This window comes from Clostridium sp. X (genome assembly GCF_055755365.1).
On the sequence record NZ_CM146912.1, the window covers coordinates 259,416 to 283,583 of the forward strand.

The following is a 24,168-nucleotide window of genomic DNA, read 5'->3' on the forward strand; positions in this document are numbered from 1 at the left end:
ATGGTGGAGATAAAGAGATTCGAACTCTTGACCCCCTGCGTGCAAGGCAGGTGCTCTCCCAACTGAGCTATACCCCCAAATATTTTGTATCGTTAACACAAAACATATATTATCATAATTTTTATTTCCATAAAACAAGCTATATTCCAATACTGTAGTTTATATGTTTTATTCTTTACTTTTCTCAGTATAGGTAACAAATTCACCCAAAGATACACCCGGATAAGTTTCCTTGTTTTTTTTAACTTTTATGCAAAACTATTTATACTTTATTTGGATTAATACATCTTCTACCTTTGTATTTAGAGAATCAATATCTATATTATTTATATCTCTGTCTTGTATTTTATATCTACTTTTTAACTCTAAAATCCTATAGACACTCTCATCTATTCTCTCTTCTAAAATCTCATTTTTTACCACTGAAAGCTTTATTTTATCTATTGCTTTTATGGAATTTTCGTAATTCTTACATATTAAAATAATGTCTGAGCCTGCCTTAACTGACTTTAGAGCAGCATCTTCAATTGTATAGTGTTTTGCAATAGCCTGCATTTCCATATCATCTGTAATTACTAACCCATCAAAATTTAGCTTATTTCTAAGTAGATCTGTAATTATATGCTTTGAAATAGATGCTGGATAGTCCTTATCTAGCTTAGGAAGTAGAATATGAGCTATCATTATAGCATCGGCTCCCTCTTCAATAGCATATTTAAAGGGTATTAACTCAAAGCTCTCTAGTCTATTATAATCATAATAAACAACAGGAAGTTTTAAATGTGAGTCCTCTGTAGTATCACCATGTCCTGGAAAATGCTTTACTACAGGGATAACCCCTTGTTCTGATAAGCCTTTCATTGTTGCAACTCCAAGTTTTTTAACCCTCTCTGGTTCTACTCCAAAAGCTCTATCTCCAATAACCTTGTTTTTAGAATTACTATATATATCTAGTACCGGAGCAAAATCCATATTAAAACCAAAAGCTTTTAATTTTTCTCCTGTAACCTCTCCAACCTGAAAAGAAATATTACTATCCTCTGTCTTACCTATACTCATACTACTTGGGAATCTTTTTATTTCCTTTGGAAGCCTGGATACTCTACCTCCTTCCTCATCTATAGACATGAATAAAGGAGCTTTATTATTCTTATTAAAATCTTTTAGTGAATTCATAAGCTGCAGAAGCCTATTAGAACCTTTTATATTCCTATCGAAGAATATAACTCCTCCCACATATCTTTTTTCAATGAGATCCTTTATTTTAGTATCAGCTTCATATCCCTCAAAGCCTACAATAAACATCTGTCCTATCTTTTCATCTATAGACATAGCATTAATCTTTTCTTTTATAGGATCATCTTTTTCCACCTCAACTACTTCAGGTACTTTAGGTATATCTTCTTTCTCCTCTTTAACTAGAGTGCAACTTGACATTATCATTGCTAAAACTATTATATAAACTATCTTCTTAATCTTTTTTATCATAATATTCTCCTTAATTAGGTAGCTTAGTTTATTAAAAACTAGCTCATTATTAAATTCACCATATTATTCCTATTATTATTATAACTCATTATTTTTATATAAATCACTAACTTAAGCTAAAGTTTTCTAATTAGCTTTCGATATATATAGATAGTAAAACTTTTATATACAAACAAAGGTTGGTGAAATTATGGAAGTAAATAATTCTAAGCAAATTGAACAATTTATGCAATTTCAGTTAATGACAGAAATGTTTAAACAATCAGCTGGTGATTCCCCTGCTTTTCAGTTAGTAATGGAGGGACTTCTAAAAGCATCAACAGATAGTGCTGGAAATATGGATTTGAGTAAACTTGGCTTTAGAGAAGCTGATTTAAGTCAACTTGGATATGCTGGTAATGAACGACTTACTAATATATATAAAGATATTGATACATCAATTAAAACTAATAATACTACTATAGAAGAAGCTGTTGATAAAGCTTCAAGAAAGTATGGAATAGATAAAGCATTAATAATGGCTGTAATTAAGCAAGAATCTTCCTTCAATCCTAACTCTACTTCTCACGCTGGTGCTCAGGGGCTTATGCAATTAATGCCTGGTACTGCTCGTGAGCTTGGTGTTACTAATTCCTATGACATTGAACAAAATGTTGATGGAGGAACTAGATATTTAAAATCCATGCTAGAAATGCACGGCAACTCAAAGCAGTTAGCACTTGCTGCATATAATGCAGGTCCAGGAACCCTTAGAAGACGTGGTGTAGATACTATAGAAGAAATATCTAAACTTCCTTCTGAAACAAAGGATTATGTTAAAAAGGTAATGAAATACTACGGAAAATAACATATAAAATATAAGACACATAGTATCACACTATGTGTCTTATATTTTATATGAAACTATTCTTCCATAGCTTCATCCTTATGTACCTTTCTATATTTCACCATGAGTTCCGAGAAAAGATCTGCGGAATATGGAGGTGTAAAGGTAATAGCATTAGCTCCAGCCTCTATAGTCGCTTTTATTGTATCCTCTGTAGGTCCTCCCGTAGCTATTATAGGTATATTGGGGAATTTAGACCTTATTCCTTTAACTATATCTGTAGTTCTTTTAGCTCCTGATACGTTTAAAATATCTGCTCCTGCATCTATTCTAGCTTGTATATCTTCATACTCTGAAACTACAGTAACAACTACTGGTATGTCTATAGTTTTTCTTACACTCTTTAATACTTCATTAGGGGTAGGATTGTTTAATACAACTCCTATAGCTCCTTTAAACTCAGCATCTAATGCTAAGTTTACTACTCTTTTACCAGTAGTTACCCCTCCTCCTACACCACAAAATACCGGTATATCTGCTGCCATAACTAGGGCTGCTGTTATAAGGGGTTGAGGAGTGAAAGGGTATACTGCCATTATTGCATCTGCATTAGTATTTCTTATTACTGCTACGTCAGTACTAAAAACTAAAGACTTTATTCTTTTACCTAAAATTATTATACCACTTGCATCTCTTATAACCTTAGGTACTTGGATCATATGACTTCTTAAATTTCCACTTATTTCAGGTGCATTTTTCTTCATAAAAATTCTCCTCATATAATTGTTTACTGTATTTTTTTATAATCACTTCATAAGTTTTTATATTTTCTCAAACACATAATACTTTTATAATTATTTTATTTTTCATTATTATATAAGTATATTCTACCATATTTTAAATTTAAGTGACTACTCTTTTATTAATACAAAAAAAGGATATACTTATAATTTCCTATAAACTGAAAAAGTTAATGTTCGGTAAAGTTACACTCTACCGAACATTTAAAATTACTTTATCGTGATTTTGCCCTTTAAAGTTGGGACACTTGAAAGTTCCTTTGATACAGAATAGAATTCATAGTCATATACTCCTTTTGACAAAGGAAGTTCTTCTAGGTTAATATTAAAAATTTCACTCTCTCCTTGTAATAATGTCTTTTCAGAGAGCATTTGTATAAAGTTCTTATCTTGCGACCAGGTATACACATGTTTACCATCTTTATAAAATTTCATATCAAATTTTTGTCCACTTGTGTATGTTAGTTTTATAGGATTTTCAGTTTGATTTTTAACTTCTACTATTAATTCCTTACCACTGGTACTCTTCACTTCATATTTTAAAGGGAAATATGCAATTCCTGAGTTATCCTTCTTTATTAATTTACCTGTTTTGTGTGGTATATTTCTCATTTCATTAGCCACTAAATAAAATTCATACTTATATTCTCCAGCTTTTAACTTTAAATCAGATAAATCTATGCTATACTCTAATTTTCCTTTTGCTGCTATTTCTTTATTCACTATCATCTCTCCAAAAGCTTTATCATCAGACCATTTATATATTTGCTTACCTTCTTTATTATATAAAATAAAATCATATTCCTGAGTACTTCCAAAAGTTAATTTAACCTTTGAGTTTAATGGATTAGATACAATAATATTTAACTTATTACCTTCCTTATCTTGATTAACATTATAAATATTTACTCCATTTTTTACAGTGGCATTTTCTAGTCCTAATCCATTTTCATTTTTATAAGATACTACAGTACTACACCCAACTAAACTTGTAACGATTATCATACTTGCTATAATTACACTTAATTTTTTATTTTTCATATTTCTTTCACCTTCCACTACTCTATTTTTAACAAGGTTCATTGCAATGATTCCTATTTTATTATTTACTACGAAGACAAAATATAAATAGTTTTTTATGTAATAACTTTTTTATAACTTATGATAAAAGTAAAAGCAGCAAACCTAGTCTCTTATCTAAGTCCACTGCTCTTAATATATTAATTAATTACTTAATTAACTACTTATTCATTTCCATCTATTTGTTTAAGATCTATATGAATTATGTTATTTAAAGGCACTGATCTTTGAACTTCTTTTATTAAACCTCTTACTATAGTACCATTTAATTTAATATTCATTATACTGTTTTGTCCATATCTTAACATATACTTCTCTACCTGATTTTTTTCTAATGATAAGGGTACTTCACCTAAACTTCCACCATACAATATGCAAGGTATTTCACCCATTCTTCTTAACTCTTTTATACCACAATCACCTTTTTTACTTCTTAAACTTCCAGATAGCTCGTACATTCTTTTACCCCCTTAAATAATGTTAATTTTAATCCTTTTCTCAACAATTTACTTAATGTGTCTGCTGAGGTTAACAATTTTTGTCTTATCGTAATATAAATATATTCATGATTTTTAATATTATTCTAAGGGGTAATATAAATAAAAAAAGAACTGTATACACAGTTCTCATATTTGCTATTATCTATTAAATCCTCTATTATTTCCTGATTGTTGCTTTCTATTTCTTCTACACTCTGGACATCTTACAGGATCATTTTCAAATCCTTTTTCTTTGTAAAACTCTTGTTCTCCTTGAGTAAACACAAATTCTTTTCCACAATCTTTACATACTAATGTTCTATCTGCCATTATAAAACTCTCCTTTTTTCTTAAATGCGATGGTTTATTGATACTTTTATCGCTCTATTTTATATATAAGTTTATCATATTAATAATTACTATTCAATAGAATTTCAGTAATTTTTTTCAATTTTTTCCACATTAAACACTAGTTTTTTCTACACAAAAACTCATTAATGTTATAAGACTTTTTTATTAAATGTATATAATCCGTAATTATGTCTAGAATTTAAATAAAAGTTAATGAGGTGGTATAAATGAATACTTATTCTAAGTTTTTTTTACTAATAGGGATTTTAATATTATTTAAACTACTAAATAAATATTTAATGTCCTTTAATAATAAAATTGAAAACAGATTCAAAGAAGAAAAACTTATGTACGGATTAACTTCCAGACATTTCTTATCTCAGCTAAGTTTTAGCGAGTTTGAGGAATTCTGCAGTTATTATCTAACAAAAAATAACTATGCTAATATCAACTTTGTATCTGAATCATTTCACGGAGGATTAACTCTAATTTGTAGTGATTCTAACTTCAATAAGATATATGTGAGTTGTATTCAATCAGATTCTAAAGAAAATAATAACAATGATGATTATAACTCAATAGGACGTCCAGAACTTCAAAAGTTTATTGGCTGTATGCTACATGATGAAATTCTCAATGGCATAGTTATGAGTAATGGATATTTTACTAAAGAAGCTATGGATTACGTTAATAGTCTTCCTAAGGAATATAACATACAACTTATGGATGGAATTAGCTTATCTAAATCCTGCTGGGATATTAGAAAAAAGAATATTATAGATCTTTCATTAATAGATGTAATTTCACAATAATTTTAAAGAGGTGAATATTTATGTATTACTATCTTGCTGTGATTTTTAATAACTTATTTAAATTTATAAATACTATACTCCTTATTATCATAGGATTTAAATTTATAAAGCTAGTTTTAAAATCTACAAACTTACTAAAAATGTATCGTAGTGAATATGAAAATGTCGAGCGATTAAAACAAGGATCTATTAATCTAAAAGACCTTCATAGTCTATCTCCTCTTGAATTCGAACATTGGTGTGCTGAACTTCTTGAGAGTAAAGGTTATACTGATGTGATTATAACTCCTCCAAGTAAAGACGGTGGAAAAGATATTATATGTAAAAGTGGAACTGAAGTACACTATGTTGAATGTAAAAGATATTTATATTCAAATGATGCAAGTTACTTTATAGATATTGAAGTTATTAGAAAGTTACTTGGAGCTATGGAAGGCGATGGTATCAAAAATGGAATAGTAATGACAAGTGGTATTGTGACTCAAGATGTTATTGATTATGTTCACTCCTTACCTTCTTCTTATTCTATAACCATATATGATGGGAAAGATTTAGTCAACGAGCACTCTAATCTAATAGATACTACTCCCGCTAAAGCCTTGTCATAGATTCTAAAGACAATCACTAGTCACCAATCTCTAATCGCTAAAATCAAAATCTTGGTTTTGTCTGATAGCGATTAGAGACTAGAGATTATTAATGATTTATAAATATCCCCCATCTACAGTAATTATCTGAGATGTAATGTATTTAGACTCATTACTTGCTAGAAATACAGCTAGTTTAGCTATATCTTCTCCCTCTCCGAATTTCATCATAGGTATTTCTTCTTCTAAAGCTTTCTTTTCTTCACTTGACATCCATCTATTCATTTCCGTATCTATTACACCTGGCTGAATAGCATTAACTCTTATTCCTGAGGTTGCAAGTTCTTTTCCTAGTGCTCTTGTAAATGAATTTACTCCACCCTTAGAGGCTGAATATAAAACTTCACAGGATGCACCAACTTGTCCCCACATAGATGATATATTAATAATACTTCCACTTCTTTTTTCTAGCATATACTTGACTGCATTATGACAGGTATTAAAAATGCCTTTTAGATTTGTATCTATAAGACTATCAAAATCTTCTTCTTTCATATCTATAAATAGTCCTACCTTAGATACCGCAGCATTATTAACTAAAACATCTATTCTACCAAATCTATGTATTATATCTTTTATCATTCTATTTGTAAATTCATAACTACTAATATCACCCTTTATACTTATTGCATAACCACCCATAGCTTTAATATCTTCTAAAGTTTCTTCTGCTGCTATATCATTATTCTTATAGTTAATGATTATGGATGCTCCTAGCCTAGAAAACTCTTTAGCTATACTCCTCCCAATCCCCCTACTTCCTCCTGTAATTAAGACAATCTTCCCCTTAAACTTCATATATTTACCCACCTTTAGAAATATACATTATAATGAAAATATAAATATCAGTTCTTCTTTTGTCAAGAAAAATCTATAATTCATTTATATATTCATTTGAGGCCTATGTTAGTAATAACCTTATATGGTTGTATTCCTTTTACTATAAGTTTTATAACCTCATTTTTCATCTCATCATATTTGTTAAAGGTATTTATTGCTTTTTCTAAGTTATTATATACTTTCCAATAGCCAAACATTAATGCCTTTTTATGAGGGAACTCTATAAATTCAATTACATCCTCTATAGGATATCCTAAAAATATTCCCATCTCATGAGGACACAAATTTATATATCTTTCCTTTAAATGCTGTAAACATTCATCTATATCCATACTTTTACTATATCCGTATTTTTCAAGAAAATTTAAATTACTCTCTTCTTCTAATAATAGTTTTATCTGTTCTTCATTATAAAAAAGGACAACTTCACTATCTTCTATTCTTTTTAACTCGAAAAACTTTATATTTAGCTCTTCTTTTATACTATTTTTATACTTTTGCCAAAAATCATAAAGCTTCTTTTTTCCTTTATTATGAAATATTATAAGATATGAAGGTTTTATTTTGCCTAAAGCCGGAGCTGCATTATATGCTATTATAGATAAGAGATAACTTCTATCATCAAGTTTATCTATAAAATTCATGAAATTCTCAGATAATTTATTCATATAAATCTCCCTCATCTTCACTATTTTAAATCATAGTAAATACACTATTTGTATTATAGTGTGTACATTGCTGGGAAACTTAATACTTTTAAATAAAAAATCATAAATATAGAAATCTCTACATTTATGATTTATGTAATTTTTTTATATAGATTGCGTTTTAAACTTATTCACATATTCTAATAGCCTATGTGCACTTATAGAGTTTTCATTAGACTCTCCTGTAATAGTCTCATTTTTATTACTTATCTCTCTAATGCTTTCCCCTATTTTACAAGAGGCTATAGTAGCTTCACTAACTGAAATATTTATCTCTTCCATATTATTTACTATATCATCTATAGATAAAGAAATATTATCTGTTGCCTGTGTCAAGTTTTCAATGATATCTTTGATTATATCTCCATCGCTTTTATATGCTTCTCCTATGTTTATAAAATTATCATAGTCTTTTATAGTTTCTTTTTCTATAACATCTAGAGTATTCTCTGAAGAAATTGCCAATTCATCAACTGCGGTTAATACATTTTTTACAAGACTTTGAATATCTTCAACAGTGCTTGAAGTCTCTTCTGATAATTTTCTTATTTCTTGAGCAACTACTGCAAACCCTTTTCCTGATTCTCCAGCTCTTGCAGCCTCAATAGCAGCATTTAATGCCAAAAGATTAGTTTGTTTTGATATAGCAAGAATACTATCAGCCATTTTTGATACTTCATTAACTACTTTAGCATCATTTATGGATTTTTCTAACTCTTCTTTTGAATTCTTATATATATCCACTATTCTATCCTTAGATTCATAAGTTTTATTTTTTATATTATCAGCCTTTACCTTTATTTCCCCAGCAGCTTGAAATCCACTTTTTATATTTTTTAAAGTATTTTCAACTTCATTTTTAACCTTTTGAGTTTTTTCTGTTATATCATAAAGATTACTATTTGAATTTTCCATTCCTGCTGTAATTTCCTCACATGAAGCCTGTACTTGCTGTAAAAGATTATTAACTTCATTAATCATACTATTGGTATTCTCAGAAGAATTAGACGTTTTACAGCTTTCCTCTTTAACTAAATTAATTACTTTTTCAAGTTTATCCACTGCTGTATTTAAGGCATATGCTGTCTTTGCAAACTCATCTTTTCTCGTTATACTTATTCTATGTGATAGATTACGTTCTGCTAATTTTTCAGCATAGTTCTCCATTTTAACAAGAGGCTTTTTTATATCTCTAGCAAAAGCTATTCCTACTATAATTCCTAAAATTATAAATCCTAGTGTTCCAATGATAATATTAGTTCTTAATTTATCTACTTCTTTAAAAACTTCATCTTTAGGTAGTGTTAAAGCTAATGCCCATTCAGTATTAGGCACTGGAGCATAAGATATAATCATATCTTTTCCATTTACAGAATATAAATCATACCCATACTCCTTGTTTATCATTTTATTTTGTATCTGCGCTAATTTAGTAAAGCTATCATCATTCTTCGCTTTGTCTATATCATTATCTCTTTTTAATACTAAGTTCATGTCCTTATGTGCTGCTTTTGCTCCTGTTTCATCTATAACAAATGCATATCCTTCTTCTCCTACTTTTGTCTTTTGAACTATTACATTTAACTTAGATAAGTCTAACTCTGCAACAATAACACCTAGAACTTCTCCAGAATTATTTTTTATAGGAGCTGATATACCAAGTATTAAATTATTATGTCCACCTGAACCTAGTATGGGATTTGAAATACTTGCTCTCCCTATCAATCCATCCCTTAAATATTTTGTGTCTTTATTTTCTGGAGATAAATTAATTTTATTACTAAGTCCATTTGTAAAATACATAGTTCCATCTTTACCTAATATGCTAAGCTTGTTATAACCCATTCTACCAGCTTCAGTTATCATAACTGTTTTTTGAGTATTAAAATCCATACTTTGAATATCTGGTCTTGTAGCGAATATACTTAAAGACTTTGTATTTTCGTCTACTAATGCTGTTATTAGTTTTGCCCCATCCTCTGCTCTATTTAATAAAGTTGTACTTATACTATCTTTTAAAGCTTTAGAAGAACTACTATAAGAAATAAATCCTAATATAGAACATATTATCATAACAAGCAAGGTAATTTGAATGATTATTTTAGTTCCTATACTCTTAAAAACATATATATTTTTCGTTTTTCTACTGATTATATTATCTTTATGTTTTCCAATGTCTTTAAACCATTTATTAGGTTTTTTATTTGAATCTTTTAATTTAATTTTTTTCGACTTAACTTTTAAAAACATATTTTTAATAGAAACTAATTTTATTCCTTTTAACTTTGCAATAATACTCTTCATGTATATTACCCCTTACCTAGATAATTTTAGTAATGAACTTATTAACCACATTCTATCATCTCTAAAATAAATAAATTCAATTGTAAAGAGGTTTTAACAATAATTTACATAGACTTATCATAGATTTATACAAAAAATAAAGAGTATATAAGATTGAATACTAATCTTATATACTCTTTATCTCATTATTATTTTAATTTAGCTATAAGGAAATTACTCTTTATCCCTAATTGCTTAAATTTTGATTCATACTCTGTCATAATGTTTTCTTCTGCATATTCACTATTGTGTAAATCATAAGTTTTAAATAATATTTCAAATCCGCTTTCTGAAAAATATTCAAATGATTCATCAAATAGTTCTAAGTCGTCGGTCTTAAAATGAATTTCTGTCCCTGGCTTTATAAACTTTTTATACTTATCTAAAAATTTCGTATGTGTAAGTCTTCTCTTTTTATGTCTATCCTTTGGCCAAGGATTGCAGAAATTTATATATATTCTACTTATTTCATTTTCTCCAAAAATCTCTTCAATAAATGCAATTTGCATCGCTATTATTCTTGCATTGTTAAGCTCTGCCTTTAATAAGTTTTTAAGAGCATATACTAAAATCTCATCTTTTATATCTACAGAAATTAAGTTCTTATCTGGATATTTTGTTCCTACTTGAGCAGCGAAACCACCTCTTCCACAGCCAAGTTCTAAATATATATCATTATCATTCTTAAACTCTTCTCTCCATCGTCCCTTTAACTCTTTTGCTTCTTCAAAAGACTTAAACAAAGGGCTTGCTTCTAGCTCAGGTCTTGCCCATCTTTTCTTCCTTAGTCTCATATTAATCTATTCCTCCTTGGAGTAAACTATACTCTCATATTATCCTAAGTTTATATTATACTTTAATACTATCTACCAGACAACCATTTAGCTCTTTTTAATAGCTTAAAATTCTGTTTATACGAAAGTTCCTACTTTTTCCTTACGCTTCCATAATTCCTTCCATTAATGCAAAGTAAGTACTAAAGTATAAACCTAACTATATTTATAAAGAAATCTAAAAGTAATGATGCAGGTCCATCTAAAATAAAATCAATTAAAGCATATCCGCCAAAAATAGGCAGAATAAAAGCAAAAAGTATTACCATTTGATATCTATACAATTTACCCTCAATTCTATAAAAGAATTTAGGAAACAAATCTCTCAATATATGAAATCCATCAAAGCTAGGAATAGGAATTAAATTCAAGACAAATAGTATACAATTTATATATATAGATAGAAATGCTATTGAAAATAGTATAAATCCTAATGTATTATCTGCTATACTGAGTAAAGTTAAAATTTCCGTAAATGCCTGATTAGGATAAAAAACCTTTGCTATTATTATTAAAATAATACTTGACAGTAGTGCAGCTATTAGATTCCCTATAACTCCTGCTACAGATACTTTTAAATCATCTTTATAATAATTTTTAAACGCACTTGGATTCACTTGCACTGGTTTTGCCCAACCAAAATTAAATAATAAAATCATTATAAATCCTAATGGATCAATATGAGACATTGGATTAAATGTAAGCCTTCCTTGAAACTTAGGTGTTTTGTCTCCTAATTTATATGCCACCCATGCATGAGCGTACTCATGGAAAGTAAATGCTAAAAGAATTCCCGGTATAAGAAGTATTGTATTTAAAATTTCTTCACTACTAAACATTCTCTGCCTCCTAACTTTTTTATATTTTTATTATATCAAAAGAATCTATAAAAAACATAAATACACTAAAAAACCTTACTTCTATAATATAGAAATAAGGTCTTTTAGTGTATTTATACTTAGATTAATTTAATTTTACAGTGATAAGCTTACCGTCACTTATTGAAGCTATTCCATCGTCATACATCTGTACAAATATACCCTTGTATGAGGTTTGTTTATTTGAACTTACTTCTCTAACAATTCCTTTTAGATTATCATTAATATAGATTTTGCCGTCTCTTGATATATAAATATCTTTTTTATTTATAACTTCATTTAAACTAATCTTTTTCCAATTATCTGAGTCTTCACCAGTTGTTCCGTAATATATATTTTTAAACCTTGAAGCTCCTTTTAAATAATCCCCCTCAAGCTCTCCTACATAGATATTATCATTATCGTCTACATCTATAAGGCTTAACTTGTCTACATTTTCAATATTAATTGCTTTAGACTTTCCTGTAACATAAACTTTGTTTTTTGTAAAATCTTCATAAGCTATTCTATCGTCATTAGGTATTATTCTTATGTCTCCTATAAAGTAAGATTGAGTGCTTACTTTGTTAATTCTTTTCATTATATTAATGCTTTGAATATTGCTTCTTCCACCATTTAATGTAGCTTTTACATATATCATATTTGTAAGTGGAGATAGCTGAAGGTCTTCAATACTTGAAGATTTATTAGAAACAAAAGCAGTTTCTTCTTGCTCTTTTGTTTCTAATTTCTCTTTTAATCCTCTCTCTGCATCATAGGAATAAAATAGATATTTAGCACTGTTATTATATTCCTTTTTTCCTGATATAAGAAGTATGTTTCTATCTGGTGCCCATTTGTAAAATGATACAGAAAGCTTGTCCTCAAGTCCGATAGTACTTTCTTGTCCCGTATAAGCATCTACTAACTTAAGCTCATCATCTTCATAATAGGATAAATAACTTCCATCATAGGATAATGCTATTTGTTCTGCTTCTTCTGGAACATATATGTTTACATCTTTTTTCTTATCTTCTTCTCTATCAATCTTTTTTATACTTGTAATGGAACTTACCTCTTCGGATGCAAATAAATATTTATCCACATAATATAAAACTGCTATTTGCATAACAAGCGATAAAAGTATCCATACAATTATTCTTTTTAAAGCTTTCATTGCTTTTTCTCTCCTTTAAGGTTCTACGTATATTGCTGAAGGTATTGATCTTTCTCCCAATGCATTATCAGGTTCATTTATAACTTTTCCCTCATAGTACATTGTAGCCGATGAGCCTCCATCTAGATTACTAGCAGTGTATGCCTTATGTTCATATAATACATCTTGTACATCTCTTAAGGTTGCAGCTAATCTTTTTATTTGCTTTCCATCAATAACTAATAGAAGTATTGCTCCATCTTTTCTTTGTCCTATAGCTGTCCTTGGTGCCTTTCCCCAGCCACCATCTCCACTTGTAATAGTCTTTTTCCCATTTACTATTAAAGCAGGTCCAAAAGAAACAGCATCACTCACTCCTTTTTCTTTTAATTGTCCAACTGAGTGTTTACCAACCAAAAGTAAGCCCTCTTTAGTTATTGCAACAATATTATCCTTCACACTATCATCTTTATAGTCGTTGTAAATAATTTTGCCTTTTGACATTATTATTCCTGTTGGAAGTCCTCCATTGCCTGTCCAAAGTTTTCCGCTAGCAGACTCGTCCGTAAACCCACCTGCATTTATGGCTGCTACTGCATTATTTGTTTTTGCAATTTTACTTGTAGTTTCTCCTGCTTTACCAAGTTTGCTACTATATCCTACCTTTACGCGCTTAGGATTCTTAATTACTAATAAATATCCTGTAAAGCTCTTTCCATCAATCTCATATCTTTCTATAGTATTATCATGAGTATCTTTTATTTCTATTTCTTCATCCTCATTAGCTACTATGTCCTCTATTTTATTTTCTCCCAATATTTTATCTATACGCTCTTGGCTTAGAAAGGTTGTTGCAATCCACTGATGAGTAAGTGTTGTCATAGCTGCACCTACCATTGTACTTTTTGCATTCTCAAAAGGACCATAATAGAGCATAAAAGGACCTGTTATACCTGTAAATACAAATTCAAAAACTAAGAAAGCTATAAACAATTTAAAAGAAAGCCTTTTTTTCTTTCTTTTCTTACTATCTTTCGTACGTGCTTTTTTCATATATTAATCATCCTTTTTTTAAAAATTCAAAACAACCCATAATTTATTGTACAACAAATATAACTTTTTTCAAATTAATTTTTTTGTAAACTAGACAGTTTTAGTTACAAATTTGCCTTTTCTATCTATTTTTACTTCATTCTAACTTTTTATTCTTTTATTTTCTCATTTTCTTCAGTAGCTTTTTCACTATTAATTATAACTTCCTCTTTATATTCTTTCTCATCTGACATTTTTATCTTACTCTCATCATTGGTATTTTGATTATTTATATTTTCATCCTGTAGACTATTTTCCTTGTAATCTTCTAAATCGTCTTTTTTTTCATCCTCTAACATATCTTCATTTTCTAAATTATTCTTTTTATCCTCTAATTCCTGATCCTTAACGTTATCTATATTTTCTTTACTATCACTACTGTCATCATTCTTATTATCATTGTTCTCATTATTATTTTCTATAATTTTATCATAATAATATTTCTCATTAGATTCACTATCTTCATGTTGTAATCTTTCAGACTCATTAGTGCTTACCTGTTCCTTATAACCTTCTAAAGCCCTATTAAAGGATATATAATCTAAAGTCTTAACATCATACCTTACATCTTTAAAAATAAAATTGTGAATTATTTCAGTATTTTGTTCTCTATCCATTAATAATACCCATCCTTTATTTTTTAGCATTTCTGGTCTACTTATTTCTGTTATAGGTATTTGGATTTGTTCTGGAGTAAAATTGTTAATTTTATATACTGTATATGCATAATTAAGAATTGTATTTATCTCCATATTAGTTTTGAAATATGGAAAAAGCTTTGAAGCTATTATTGGGTATTTTAGTACATTAAGATCCTTTATTTCATCCATTAGAAGTGATACAGCTTCTCTTTGCCTTTTAGTTCTCTCATAATCCCCATTTCCTACCTTCCTTATTCTCACGTAACTTAATGTCTGTTGTCCATCTAATCGCTGAAATCCTGGTGATTTAATTAAGTGAGGATTTTTAGGATTTACTTCTTTAATAAATTTGTTTATCTCATCCATTTCCTCTTTTGTCACATTGACTTCTATCCCACCTATAACATCTACTAACTTTTCAAAACCTTTAAAATTTATTACAGCATATTTATCTAGTTTTATTTCAAAGTTTTCTTGTATAGTTTCCCTTAATAAATCTACCCCACCTATAGCATAGGCATGATTTATCTTTTGTTCTCCATGACCTGGAATCTTTACATATGTATCTCTCATTATTGATATAAGTTTTAGTTTTTTATTAATGTTATCCATGGATAATATTAATATAGCATCTGTTCTAGAATTTTCTTCTAGACTTCTTGCGTCACTTCCAAGCAAAAGTAGATTAGATATACCCTCTATTTCTTTATAACCATCTATATTTCCATCCTGCTTACCATTGTTAAAATCTCCTCCCATATAACTATTATTTTTAAATGAATAATATATATATAATCCGCTTGAGAGGAGTATAAACGCTATACTTATAAGTATAATTATTAATATCTTTTTTTTATCTATCTTCTTTAAATTTTTCTCTTCATGATTATCCAAGTAATTCAACCCCTTATTCTACCTTGTAAAAAGTTAAAAATAAATTATTATGTATTAAATGTAAGTTATTATTAACCTTTTACTACATTATATTACTAACCACATATTATTATATTTATACTTAAAATATTCGTTACATATCTAGCTTTAGAAAAAACAAGCCCTTTCATAAAATAAAACGCCAACAATGTCGGCGTTTTATTTTATAGTCTTTGAGAAGCATCTTGTGCAAGAGCAGATCTTTCACATTCATCATACTTAAGAGTAACTTGATAGCATAATGGGCTTCCTTTCATTTTTTCAGATGCATAACATAGTCCATTGGATCTATAATCTAAAAAAGGTTGATCTATTTGCTCTGGATCACCTATAAGTATTAATTTTGTTCCTTCACCTACTCTTGTTGTAATAGCTTTTACTTGTTTTGGAGATAGATTTTGGGCCTCATCGATTATTACCCAATTTTTTACTATAGATCTTCCACGAAGAAAAGCTACTGCTTCAGTAGTAATAATTCTTCTATCAAACAACTCTCTTATTTTATCATTTAACTCTTTTTCATTTTTATATCTCTCTTTTTCATCAGAATCAATTAAAATTTCTAAATTATCTAATACTGGTCTCATATATGGAGCAATCTTTTCCTGCTCAGTACCTGGCAGATATCCAATATCCTCATCCATAGTTACATTGGGCCTACACACTAATATTCTTCTATATTGACCCTGGTCTTCTTCCAATATTTTATGAAGTCCAACTGCAAGGGAATATAAAGTTTTTGCAGTACCTGCTGGACCTTTTATTATAGCTAACGGAACTTCTTTGGCGCTAGTAAAAAGGGCTTCTAACATAAATCTTTGACCTACATTTCTAGGAGATATCCCCATAGGAATTATATCTTTATATATAAGAGGAATAATCTTTTCACCATCAAATTTACCAAGGGCAGTTTTTCTTGAATTTTCGAAGGAATGAATTATTAAAAACTGATTAACATAAAGCTCTGGCCTTAAATACTCTTCTGTGTTCTCATTATAAATTTTTAATTTGCTTATATCTAAGCATCTATTTTTATAAAAAGAATCTATATCTTCTGATAGCGCATATACTTCAGTTCTTCCTGTATACTGATCATCATATTCAGGAACTACTTTTTCATAATAATCCTCAACTTTGATACCTACAGTATCTGCCTTAATTCTCTCAAATATATCTTTTGTAATTAAATATACGTTATCTCCTTTTTCTTTTAATCCTATACATACCTGTATTATTCTATTATCCGCTTTCATTTTATCCCAATATGGTGGTATCTTTGTATCGTAATGATTCATTTCTACCCTTAATGTTCCTCCATTAGATAGCTCTATTCCTTTATTAAGATTTCCTTTTTTTCTTAGAGCATCTATAAGCCTAGCTGCCGTACGTGCATTAGCTCCAAGCTCCCCGTTATTCTTTTTCAACCCGTCTAATTCTTCTAGAACTACCTCAGGTATAACTACATTAGCATCATCAAAGCATAATATAGAACGTGGAGAATATAAAATTACATTAGTGTCTAAAACATAAGTTTTACTCAATATCTATTTCCCCCTCTCTCTCTACATTATATTACGCTTATGAGTTTATATATGTATTAAAAAAATTAAAACCTGAATTTTAAATTTTATACTTCAATAGTCTATAAGCTGTAATTGACTATTAATAATCTTTATTATATAATATAAATATCCAATTTAAAAAAGGGTGATTGTTATGGATAATATTACGACAATTTTTAAAGAAAAGAAGCTTAAATTAACGCCTCAAAGAATAGCAGTTTATTTCTATCTTACTTCTACTAAAGAACATCCATCAGCAGAGACTATTTATAAAGCCTTACATCAAACTTATCCAACCATGAGTTTAGCCACTGTTTATAAAGCTTTAAAAACTCTAGTTGAAGTAAATCTAGTTCAAGAACTTAATGTTGGAGAAGGTAACTTTAGATATGACGCTAATACCATTCCTCATCCTCATATTCAATGCATGTCTTGCGGTCGAGTTGATGATATCGATGGTATATCTTTTAATGAATTAAATGAAAAAATAGGAGTTTATACTGATTATAAAGTCCTTTCTAACAAAATATATTTTTATGGACTTTGTAATAACTGCAAAAATATTGAATAGACATTTGTCTATTCTTTTTTTATTATTATGATTTATAAATATTTTTAAGTTATTCTTCATACATATAAATAAAAGGAGGTGGCTGAATTGAAATTAAGAGTGTTATTCTTAAGAAAAAAACATATTTACTACTTTATATTAACACTTGTTGTATTTATGCTTTTTATTTTTTCTAGAATCTCAGATACGAATTACATTTCAACTATGTTCAGTTTAAATTCAAATGATAAAGCTATTAAAGCCGACCTAACTGGTGATGGGAAAGAGGATCTTCTTTACATAACTAAAAATAAGGATAAGTATTCTCTTCAAGTCAATACGGAAAAAGAAAGCTTATATTTAGACCCCCATACTACGCTAGATACTTTAGGCGATTATTCTTCAAGTTGGCCTATGAGACTTAAGCTACTAGATATCTCTAGAGATAAGATTCCTGAAATATTTGTTCAGTCTTCTCAAAATAATAATCCTATTCAACATATTTTTTTATACAATAAAAAGGATAAGTTTGAAGATATATTTTGTAGTTCTAACAACATTATTGGATTTTTAGACTGTACAAATAATAAGACTCCAAAAATAGTTTCTGGTACACTAAAACAAAATAATTTTATACTTTCTAATTATATATTAATTCAAAATAAATTAGAAAAATATCATTATGTATACTCAGATACTTTTATGGGTAAGGATACTATACTACATCTTATTAATAACATAAATAACGCATCTCAGAACTATGTACAATCCTCTGCAGAAATTTTTGATCCTGTAATACCTTCATCTTCACTTTCTATACTTTCTTCATTACCTTACATGGGAAACAATTTTATTTTTCAAGATGCATTATTTACTGATATAAAATCTAATAATAATGGAGACCCAACCCATATACAGTGGACTTTAAACTTTAGAGGAACTTCTATTAAATCAAATGAATCGAAAAATTTTACTCTTAAAGTAAATTTAAGAACTTTTGATAACTCAAAAGATAGCTTCTATTTTAAAATTTATTCTATAGCTTTAGAGAACAAATAAAAAACGGACCGCTTATGCGGTCCCAATCAAAAGGGGGATGGGGGGTTTTAGCACTAGTGAAGATATAACACATATCTCTCATGTTATTTCTTCCGTGTACATTATTTATATTAACCTCTTTTGAAAAATTTATTCACTTACTAAAAAACTTTATATACATATTATATTATGGGGGGTAATTATGTGTTTAATGATAAAGATATGAATAAGATTGAAAATCTTATTGGTCAAAACTGTAAAATTCTAGGCTCCTTCACTGGAAGTGGACTTCTGAAAATTGACGGTTTAGTAGAAGGGGATATTCTATGGGAAGATACTATTGTTTTAGATCAATCATCCCTTTGTATTGGCAATATTTCTTGTAAAAATGCTTTAGTTAATGGTAAAATTCAAGGAAATATTATTTGTTCTGAAACTTTAACTATAGAAGAATTCGGTGAAATAGTTGGTGATATTACTATGCCCAACTTAGTTATTTCTCAAGGTGGAAAATTTACTGGAAACTGTAATATGTTATCCTATATATAAAAATATAAACTTCCTAAAAGGGAAGTTTATATTTTTAACTTCATATTATATTTTTCCTTGAATATAAAGCTCAATAATTCTATTTATTATTTCAGCTCTTTCTGGTGTCACTAGTGGTTTTATTGCATTCAATAACACTGTAATAGAGTCTTGTGATTGTGTTTGAGTATGTGCTTGTTGTATGCTATTTCTTTCTTTCTGTGGTCTACTCTTACTATGTCTTTCTCTTGGTTCCTCTTCTTGAACTTCATTATTAATATTACTATTCATCATGTTATTTAAATTAGTTGCTTGACTAAGTATCTGTCCTATATCTATATTATTTAAAATATTTTGAAGACCCTCTTTTTGTTCTCCTTCTGTGTTACTATTTGGATTATTTAATCCATTTAGAATACCTGATGAGCTTAAAAGAGAGGCTATTTGGTTTATATCTATATTTCCTAATAAGGATGATATACTTCCAAGATTACCAATTCCAGTATTCATATTTCCTAAGTCATCATAATTTGCATAGTCTCTACTATGCCTCCTATGCTTTGACATATTCTCACCTCTCTATAAATATAATTCTTGTATTTGTACAAGGATAATTACCTTATAAATTAGGAGGGCATATAGCCCTCCCTGATTTTAGTTTCTTACTAGCATGCACATATGCCTCTGTTTATACCTCCAAAGCCTTTACAGCAAAGTAAGAATAAGAATATTAAAATTGTTGCTGTTTCGTGGTCGATTATACATGCTCTTTTTAATATTAATAAGAACAATGCTAATTTACAAGGATCAAATCCGCCGCATCCTAATCCTGCTACTGGGCTAACTGGTCCATATCCACATCCGCATTCTCTGTGTCTTCTTGACATGATATACCCCCCCTTCTTGGGCCATGGTTTCAATGTAGTTTATTCTTCGTCGTCAGTATCTTTATATTCATAATCATCATGGGTATCTAAAACGTCTCCGGCATTAAAGTTGAAGATATTACCTGCAGCACTTTCTGCTAATGGGTAAGTTCTTTTTCCAAGTTGGATTAAGAATAATAATATTATAATAAATATTATATTACTACCTCCTCCAACACCGCCGTAACCGCCGTATCCTCCTTGGCCATATCCACCATAGCCGCAGCATTGGTTTCCATAGCCATAACTTTCATTACAACAACATCTTCTATGGTGTCTTCGATGTTTTCTCTTGTAACAGCAGCAAGCATATTGTTGTGGGTTGCTACCATAGCCACCTCTGTTACCAAATAGAACCAGAAGAAGTAATATTAAGGCTATCGGAAACTTGTTTCCGAGTCCTATTCCACTAAGTCCTCTTGTACCTAATAGTCCAGTAAGTTTGCCAATGTCGCCGAGACCTCCAGCTTTAGCTCCGCCAGTTAAACTGTTTATCCAAGAGCTTATACCCTCTAAATTGTTTAGCTCCACTTTACCTCCCCCTTTCTGCCCATCCTTCTTTTTCTTTTGTTTATACTATATACTATTCACTTATATTTATTTTGACACAAAAAAAAGATATACAAATAATATTATCTGTATATCTATAAACCTTAGTATTCTAGCCATTTATAAGAAGTTCTAAAAGGTCATCCTTACCTTCTTTACTTAAAGATGAAAAGAAAATGAATTTATCTTCTTCTCTAATATTTAAAGTTTCTCTTATTAATTTTTTACTCTTCTGATAATCATTTTTCTTTAACTTATCACTTTTAGTTGCTACTACTATAACTTCATAATCATAGTATTTAATCCACTCATACATTTGAATATCTTCTTTAGTAGGCTTATGTCTTGAATCTACTAAGAGAGCTATTCTTTTTAATTGTGGTCTATCAACTAAATACTTTTCTATCATATCTCCCCATTTTTCTTTCTCACTCTTTGAGATTTTAGCAAATCCATACCCTGGTAAGTCAACAAAATAAATTTCATCATTTATTAAAAAGAAATTTATTAGTCTTGTTTTTCCAGGAGTAGAACTAGTTTTTGCAAGCTTTCTTCTATTAGTAACCGTATTTATAAGTGAAGATTTACCTGCATTGGATCTTCCAACAAAAGCTACCTCAATTCTATTATCAATGGGATATTGAGAAGGTTTTACAGCTGATGTTATAAACTCAGAATTTTTAACCATTATCATATTTATTCTCCTCTAACAAGCGCATTTTCTAAAACATCTTCTATCTTATCTGCCAATACAACCTTCATTTTACTTGTAATTGATTTAGGAATTTTAACTAAATCTTTTTCATTTGCCTTAGGAATAATTATAAGGTCTATACCTGCTCTAAAAGCTGCTAAAGTTTTTTCTTTTAATCCTCCAATAGGAAGAACTCTTCCTGTAAGAGTTATCTCTCCTGTCATTGCAACATTATGTTTAACCTTAGTATTGCTTAAAGCTGAAACCATAGCAGTTATCATTGCTACACCTGCCGATGGACCATCTTTAGGAACAGCACCTTCCGGAGCATGAATATGTATGTCATTCTCCTTATAAAAATCTGCATTTATATTATATTTATTAGCATTAGCTCTTACATAACTATATCCTGCTTCTGCAGACTCTTTCATTACATCTCCTAGTTGACCAGTTAGTTGAAGTCTTCCTTTTCCAGGCATTACAGTAACTTCTATTGGAAGTGTATCTCCACCATATCCCGTCCAAGCCATTCCTGTAACAACTCCAATTTTATCTTGCTTATCTACTTTATCATAAGTATATATCTCAGGACCTAAGTATTTAGTTACATGAGTCGCTGTAACATTTATTTTATCTTTATCCTTTTCTAACATATCTGCAATAGTTTTTCTTACTACAGAGGCTATTTTTCTTTCTAAGCTTCTTACCCCTGACTCTCTCGTATAATCCTCTATAACTTTATAAATTGCAGAATCTGAAATAGTTATTTTACCTTCTTCTATACTGTGTTCAGTAAATTGTTTAGGAATTAAATGCCTTTTAGCTATATGAAACTTCTCTTCATAAGTATAACCTGAAACTTCTATTACTTCCATTCTGTCTAAAAGAGGTCTTGGTATTGTATCTAGACTATTTGCAGTTGTTATAAACATAACCTCTGATAAATCTAAGTCTAATTCCAAATAGTGATCTCTAAATGTATTATTTTGTTCAGCATCCAGTACTTCTAAAAGAGCACTAGCAGGATCTCCTCTAAAATCTCCATTGAGCTTATCAATTTCATCTAGTAAGAAAAGAGGATTTTTAGATTCAGCTTGCTTCATTCCATATACTATTCTTCCTGGTATTGCTCCTACATAAGTTCTTCTATGTCCTCTTATCTCAGCTTCGTCTCTAACTCCACCTAGTGACATTCTAACAAAATTTCTATTTAGCGCATTAGCAATAGACTTTCCAATAGATGTCTTTCCCACTCCTGGAGGTCCAACTAGACAAAGCACAGGACCTTTTAGAGATTTACTTATGCTTTTAACTGCTAAAAATTCTATTATTCTATCTTTAACATCTTCTAAACCGTAGTGTTCATCTTCTAATATTTCTCTTGCTCTTTTTATATCTAAATTATCATCCGTCTTCTTATTCCAAGGTATATCTAATATCCAATCTAGATAAGTTCTTATTACTCCACCTTCTGAGGAATAACTTCCTGTATTTTTTAGTCTATTCAATTCATAAATAGCCTTCTCTTTTACTTCTTTAGGTAGCTTTAATTTTTTTATCTTCTTATTATATTCATCTATCTCTTTTTTATTTTCATCGTCTTCGCCCAGTTCTTCTTGTATTACTCTAAGTTGTTCTCTTAAAAAGTACTCTTTTTGCGATTTATCAATTTTACTCTTTACTTTCTTTCCTATCTTTTTTTCAAGCTTTAAAATTTCAACTTCGCTCTTAATAATTAATAAAAGTTTTTCTAGTCTTGTGTATACATCGTAAGTTGCTAATAATTCTTGTTTTTTATCTTCTTTTAATGCTAGATAGGAGCTTACAACATCTGCTAATCTTCCAGGTTCCTCTAACTCATCAGAACTTATTAGTATTTCTGTAGATACTGTATTAGATAGTCTGGCATATTCTTCAAAAGCATCCTTAACTAATCTCATTAATGCTTCACATTTATCATCTACACATTCATTATCTAGTAATATCTCTACTTCAGTCTTAAAAAAAGGTTCTTTTTCTATATACTTAATTAGTTTAGCTCTATATTCACCTTCCACTAATACTCTAACTGTATCTCCTGGAAGCTTTAATATTTGTTTTATATTACAAATAGTTCCTATATCAAAGATATCCTCTTCTTCTGGTTCCTCAATTTTTGCTTCTCTTTGTGGTGCTAAAAAAATTTCTTGACCATTTAACATTGCTTCTTCAACAGCTAAAAGAGACTTCTCTCTGCCTACATCAAAGTGCAATACCATATGAGGAAATATTGTTATACCTCTCAATGGAATCAAAGGAAGAACTTTTAATTGTTTTTCCATGGTTTTCCCTCATTTCTAGTTTAATATTATATTGGTACATGTTACTGAAATATTTTGTACTATGCTATTATAACCATAAACTAATTTTTTTTCAACGAATTTAATGATTAGCCCT

Annotated in this window: 25 protein-coding genes and 1 tRNA gene; 6 read left to right on the forward strand and 20 right to left on the reverse strand. The window is 29.3% G+C overall.

Going from position 1 to position 24,168, the window contains the following annotated elements; translation table 11 throughout:
• Position 1: 1 nt before the first annotated feature.
• Positions 2-77 (reverse strand) — tRNA-Ala (locus ACX0KU_RS01230).
• Positions 78-258: 181 nt separating this feature from the next.
• Positions 259-1,488 carry a beta-N-acetylhexosaminidase gene (nagZ, locus tag ACX0KU_RS01235; protein ID WP_472991133.1) on the reverse strand — a complete coding sequence of 410 codons (1,230 nt, stop codon included), beginning with the start codon at positions 1,486-1,488 and terminating at the stop codon, positions 259-261.
• A 190-nt stretch (positions 1,489-1,678) separates the two neighbouring features.
• Between nagZ and ACX0KU_RS01240 the strand changes: the two genes are divergently transcribed.
• Positions 1,679-2,335 (forward strand): lytic transglycosylase domain-containing protein, encoded by a 657-nt coding sequence (locus ACX0KU_RS01240; RefSeq protein ID WP_472991134.1) that lies wholly within the window; start codon positions 1,679-1,681, stop codon positions 2,333-2,335.
• A gap of 56 nt (positions 2,336-2,391) precedes the next feature.
• Here ACX0KU_RS01240 and ACX0KU_RS01245 read toward each other — a convergent pair whose 3' ends face one another.
• From ACX0KU_RS01245 to ACX0KU_RS01260, 4 genes are all read right to left on the reverse strand, one after another.
• Positions 2,392-3,078: a hydrolase gene (locus ACX0KU_RS01245; protein ID WP_472991135.1), complete on the reverse strand. Its 687-nt coding sequence runs from the start codon at positions 3,076-3,078 to the stop codon at positions 2,392-2,394.
• A 246-nt stretch (positions 3,079-3,324) separates the two neighbouring features.
• On the reverse strand, positions 3,325-4,155 hold the full coding sequence (locus ACX0KU_RS01250) for a BsuPI-related putative proteinase inhibitor (RefSeq protein ID WP_472991136.1): 831 nt from the start codon (positions 4,153-4,155) through the stop codon (positions 3,325-3,327).
• A 203-nt stretch (positions 4,156-4,358) separates the two neighbouring features.
• Entirely contained in the window at positions 4,359-4,652 is a 294-nt protein-coding gene (locus ACX0KU_RS01255; protein WP_472991137.1) for a hypothetical protein, read from the reverse strand.
• Between the two features lie 180 nt (positions 4,653-4,832).
• Positions 4,833-5,003, reverse strand: coding sequence for a zinc-ribbon domain-containing protein (locus tag ACX0KU_RS01260; protein ID WP_472991138.1), 171 nt, complete (start codon positions 5,001-5,003; stop codon positions 4,833-4,835).
• A gap of 248 nt (positions 5,004-5,251) precedes the next feature.
• On the opposite strand from ACX0KU_RS01260, the gene ACX0KU_RS01265 reads away from it, so the two are divergent.
• The gene (locus tag ACX0KU_RS01265) at positions 5,252-5,836 is read left to right on the forward strand and encodes a restriction endonuclease (protein ID WP_472991139.1); all 585 of its coding nucleotides are present in this window, start codon (positions 5,252-5,254) and stop codon (positions 5,834-5,836) included.
• Positions 5,837-5,856: 20 nt separating this feature from the next.
• Positions 5,857-6,444, forward strand: a complete 588-nt coding sequence (locus tag ACX0KU_RS01270) for a restriction endonuclease (RefSeq protein ID WP_472991140.1) — start codon at positions 5,857-5,859, stop codon at positions 6,442-6,444.
• A 96-nt stretch (positions 6,445-6,540) separates the two neighbouring features.
• On the opposite strand, the gene ymfI is transcribed toward ACX0KU_RS01270, so the two are convergent.
• From ymfI to ACX0KU_RS01315, 9 genes are all read right to left on the reverse strand, one after another.
• Positions 6,541-7,281 (reverse strand): elongation factor P 5-aminopentanone reductase, encoded by a 741-nt coding sequence (gene ymfI, locus ACX0KU_RS01275; protein WP_472991141.1) that lies wholly within the window; start codon positions 7,279-7,281, stop codon positions 6,541-6,543.
• Between the two features lie 92 nt (positions 7,282-7,373).
• On the reverse strand, positions 7,374-7,991 hold the full coding sequence (locus ACX0KU_RS01280; protein WP_472991142.1) for a DUF3793 family protein: 618 nt from the start codon (positions 7,989-7,991) through the stop codon (positions 7,374-7,376).
• A gap of 144 nt (positions 7,992-8,135) precedes the next feature.
• Complete coding sequence (locus ACX0KU_RS01285; protein WP_472991143.1) at positions 8,136-10,334, reverse strand: methyl-accepting chemotaxis protein; 2,199 nt, start codon at positions 10,332-10,334, stop codon at positions 8,136-8,138.
• A gap of 188 nt (positions 10,335-10,522) precedes the next feature.
• Positions 10,523-11,167 carry a tRNA (guanosine(46)-N7)-methyltransferase TrmB gene (gene trmB / locus ACX0KU_RS01290; protein WP_472991144.1) on the reverse strand — a complete coding sequence of 215 codons (645 nt, stop codon included), beginning with the start codon at positions 11,165-11,167 and terminating at the stop codon, positions 10,523-10,525.
• A gap of 182 nt (positions 11,168-11,349) precedes the next feature.
• The gene (locus tag ACX0KU_RS01295; protein ID WP_472991145.1) at positions 11,350-12,045 is read right to left on the reverse strand and encodes a site-2 protease family protein; all 696 of its coding nucleotides are present in this window, start codon (positions 12,043-12,045) and stop codon (positions 11,350-11,352) included.
• A 124-nt stretch (positions 12,046-12,169) separates the two neighbouring features.
• The gene (locus tag ACX0KU_RS01300) at positions 12,170-13,240 is read right to left on the reverse strand and encodes a hypothetical protein (RefSeq protein WP_472991146.1); all 1,071 of its coding nucleotides are present in this window, start codon (positions 13,238-13,240) and stop codon (positions 12,170-12,172) included.
• A gap of 15 nt (positions 13,241-13,255) precedes the next feature.
• Positions 13,256-14,272 (reverse strand): phosphodiester glycosidase family protein, encoded by a 1,017-nt coding sequence (locus ACX0KU_RS01305; RefSeq protein WP_472991147.1) that lies wholly within the window; start codon positions 14,270-14,272, stop codon positions 13,256-13,258.
• Between the two features lie 149 nt (positions 14,273-14,421).
• The gene (locus tag ACX0KU_RS01310; RefSeq protein ID WP_472991148.1) at positions 14,422-15,846 is read right to left on the reverse strand and encodes an LCP family protein; all 1,425 of its coding nucleotides are present in this window, start codon (positions 15,844-15,846) and stop codon (positions 14,422-14,424) included.
• A gap of 203 nt (positions 15,847-16,049) precedes the next feature.
• Positions 16,050-17,426, reverse strand: a complete 1,377-nt coding sequence (locus ACX0KU_RS01315) for a PhoH family protein (protein ID WP_472991149.1) — start codon at positions 17,424-17,426, stop codon at positions 16,050-16,052.
• Between the two features lie 175 nt (positions 17,427-17,601).
• Between ACX0KU_RS01315 and perR the strand changes: the two genes are divergently transcribed.
• The 3 genes from perR (at position 17,602) to ACX0KU_RS01330 (ending at position 19,584) form a co-directional block, all read left to right on the forward strand.
• Entirely contained in the window at positions 17,602-18,018 is a 417-nt protein-coding gene (gene perR / locus ACX0KU_RS01320; protein ID WP_472991150.1) for a transcriptional regulator PerR, read from the forward strand.
• Between the two features lie 87 nt (positions 18,019-18,105).
• Positions 18,106-19,056 (forward strand): VCBS repeat-containing protein, encoded by a 951-nt coding sequence (locus ACX0KU_RS01325; RefSeq protein WP_472991151.1) that lies wholly within the window; start codon positions 18,106-18,108, stop codon positions 19,054-19,056.
• Positions 19,057-19,239: 183 nt separating this feature from the next.
• Complete coding sequence (locus ACX0KU_RS01330) at positions 19,240-19,584, forward strand: bactofilin family protein (protein ID WP_472991152.1); 345 nt, start codon at positions 19,240-19,242, stop codon at positions 19,582-19,584.
• A gap of 45 nt (positions 19,585-19,629) precedes the next feature.
• On the opposite strand, the gene ACX0KU_RS01335 is transcribed toward ACX0KU_RS01330, so the two are convergent.
• From ACX0KU_RS01335 to lon, 5 genes are all read right to left on the reverse strand, one after another.
• The gene (locus tag ACX0KU_RS01335) at positions 19,630-20,130 is read right to left on the reverse strand and encodes a hypothetical protein (protein WP_472991153.1); all 501 of its coding nucleotides are present in this window, start codon (positions 20,128-20,130) and stop codon (positions 19,630-19,632) included.
• A gap of 98 nt (positions 20,131-20,228) precedes the next feature.
• Positions 20,229-20,450, reverse strand: a complete 222-nt coding sequence (locus ACX0KU_RS01340; protein WP_472991154.1) for a hypothetical protein — start codon at positions 20,448-20,450, stop codon at positions 20,229-20,231.
• 39 nt (positions 20,451-20,489) lie between these two features.
• Positions 20,490-21,020: a hypothetical protein gene (locus ACX0KU_RS01345; protein WP_472991155.1), complete on the reverse strand. Its 531-nt coding sequence runs from the start codon at positions 21,018-21,020 to the stop codon at positions 20,490-20,492.
• A 130-nt stretch (positions 21,021-21,150) separates the two neighbouring features.
• Positions 21,151-21,732 (reverse strand): ribosome biogenesis GTP-binding protein YihA/YsxC, encoded by a 582-nt coding sequence (yihA, locus tag ACX0KU_RS01350; RefSeq protein WP_472991156.1) that lies wholly within the window; start codon positions 21,730-21,732, stop codon positions 21,151-21,153.
• A 2-nt stretch (positions 21,733-21,734) separates the two neighbouring features.
• Positions 21,735-24,053, reverse strand: coding sequence for an endopeptidase La (lon, locus tag ACX0KU_RS01355; protein WP_472991157.1), 2,319 nt, complete (start codon positions 24,051-24,053; stop codon positions 21,735-21,737).
• Positions 24,054-24,168 lie beyond the last annotated feature (115 nt).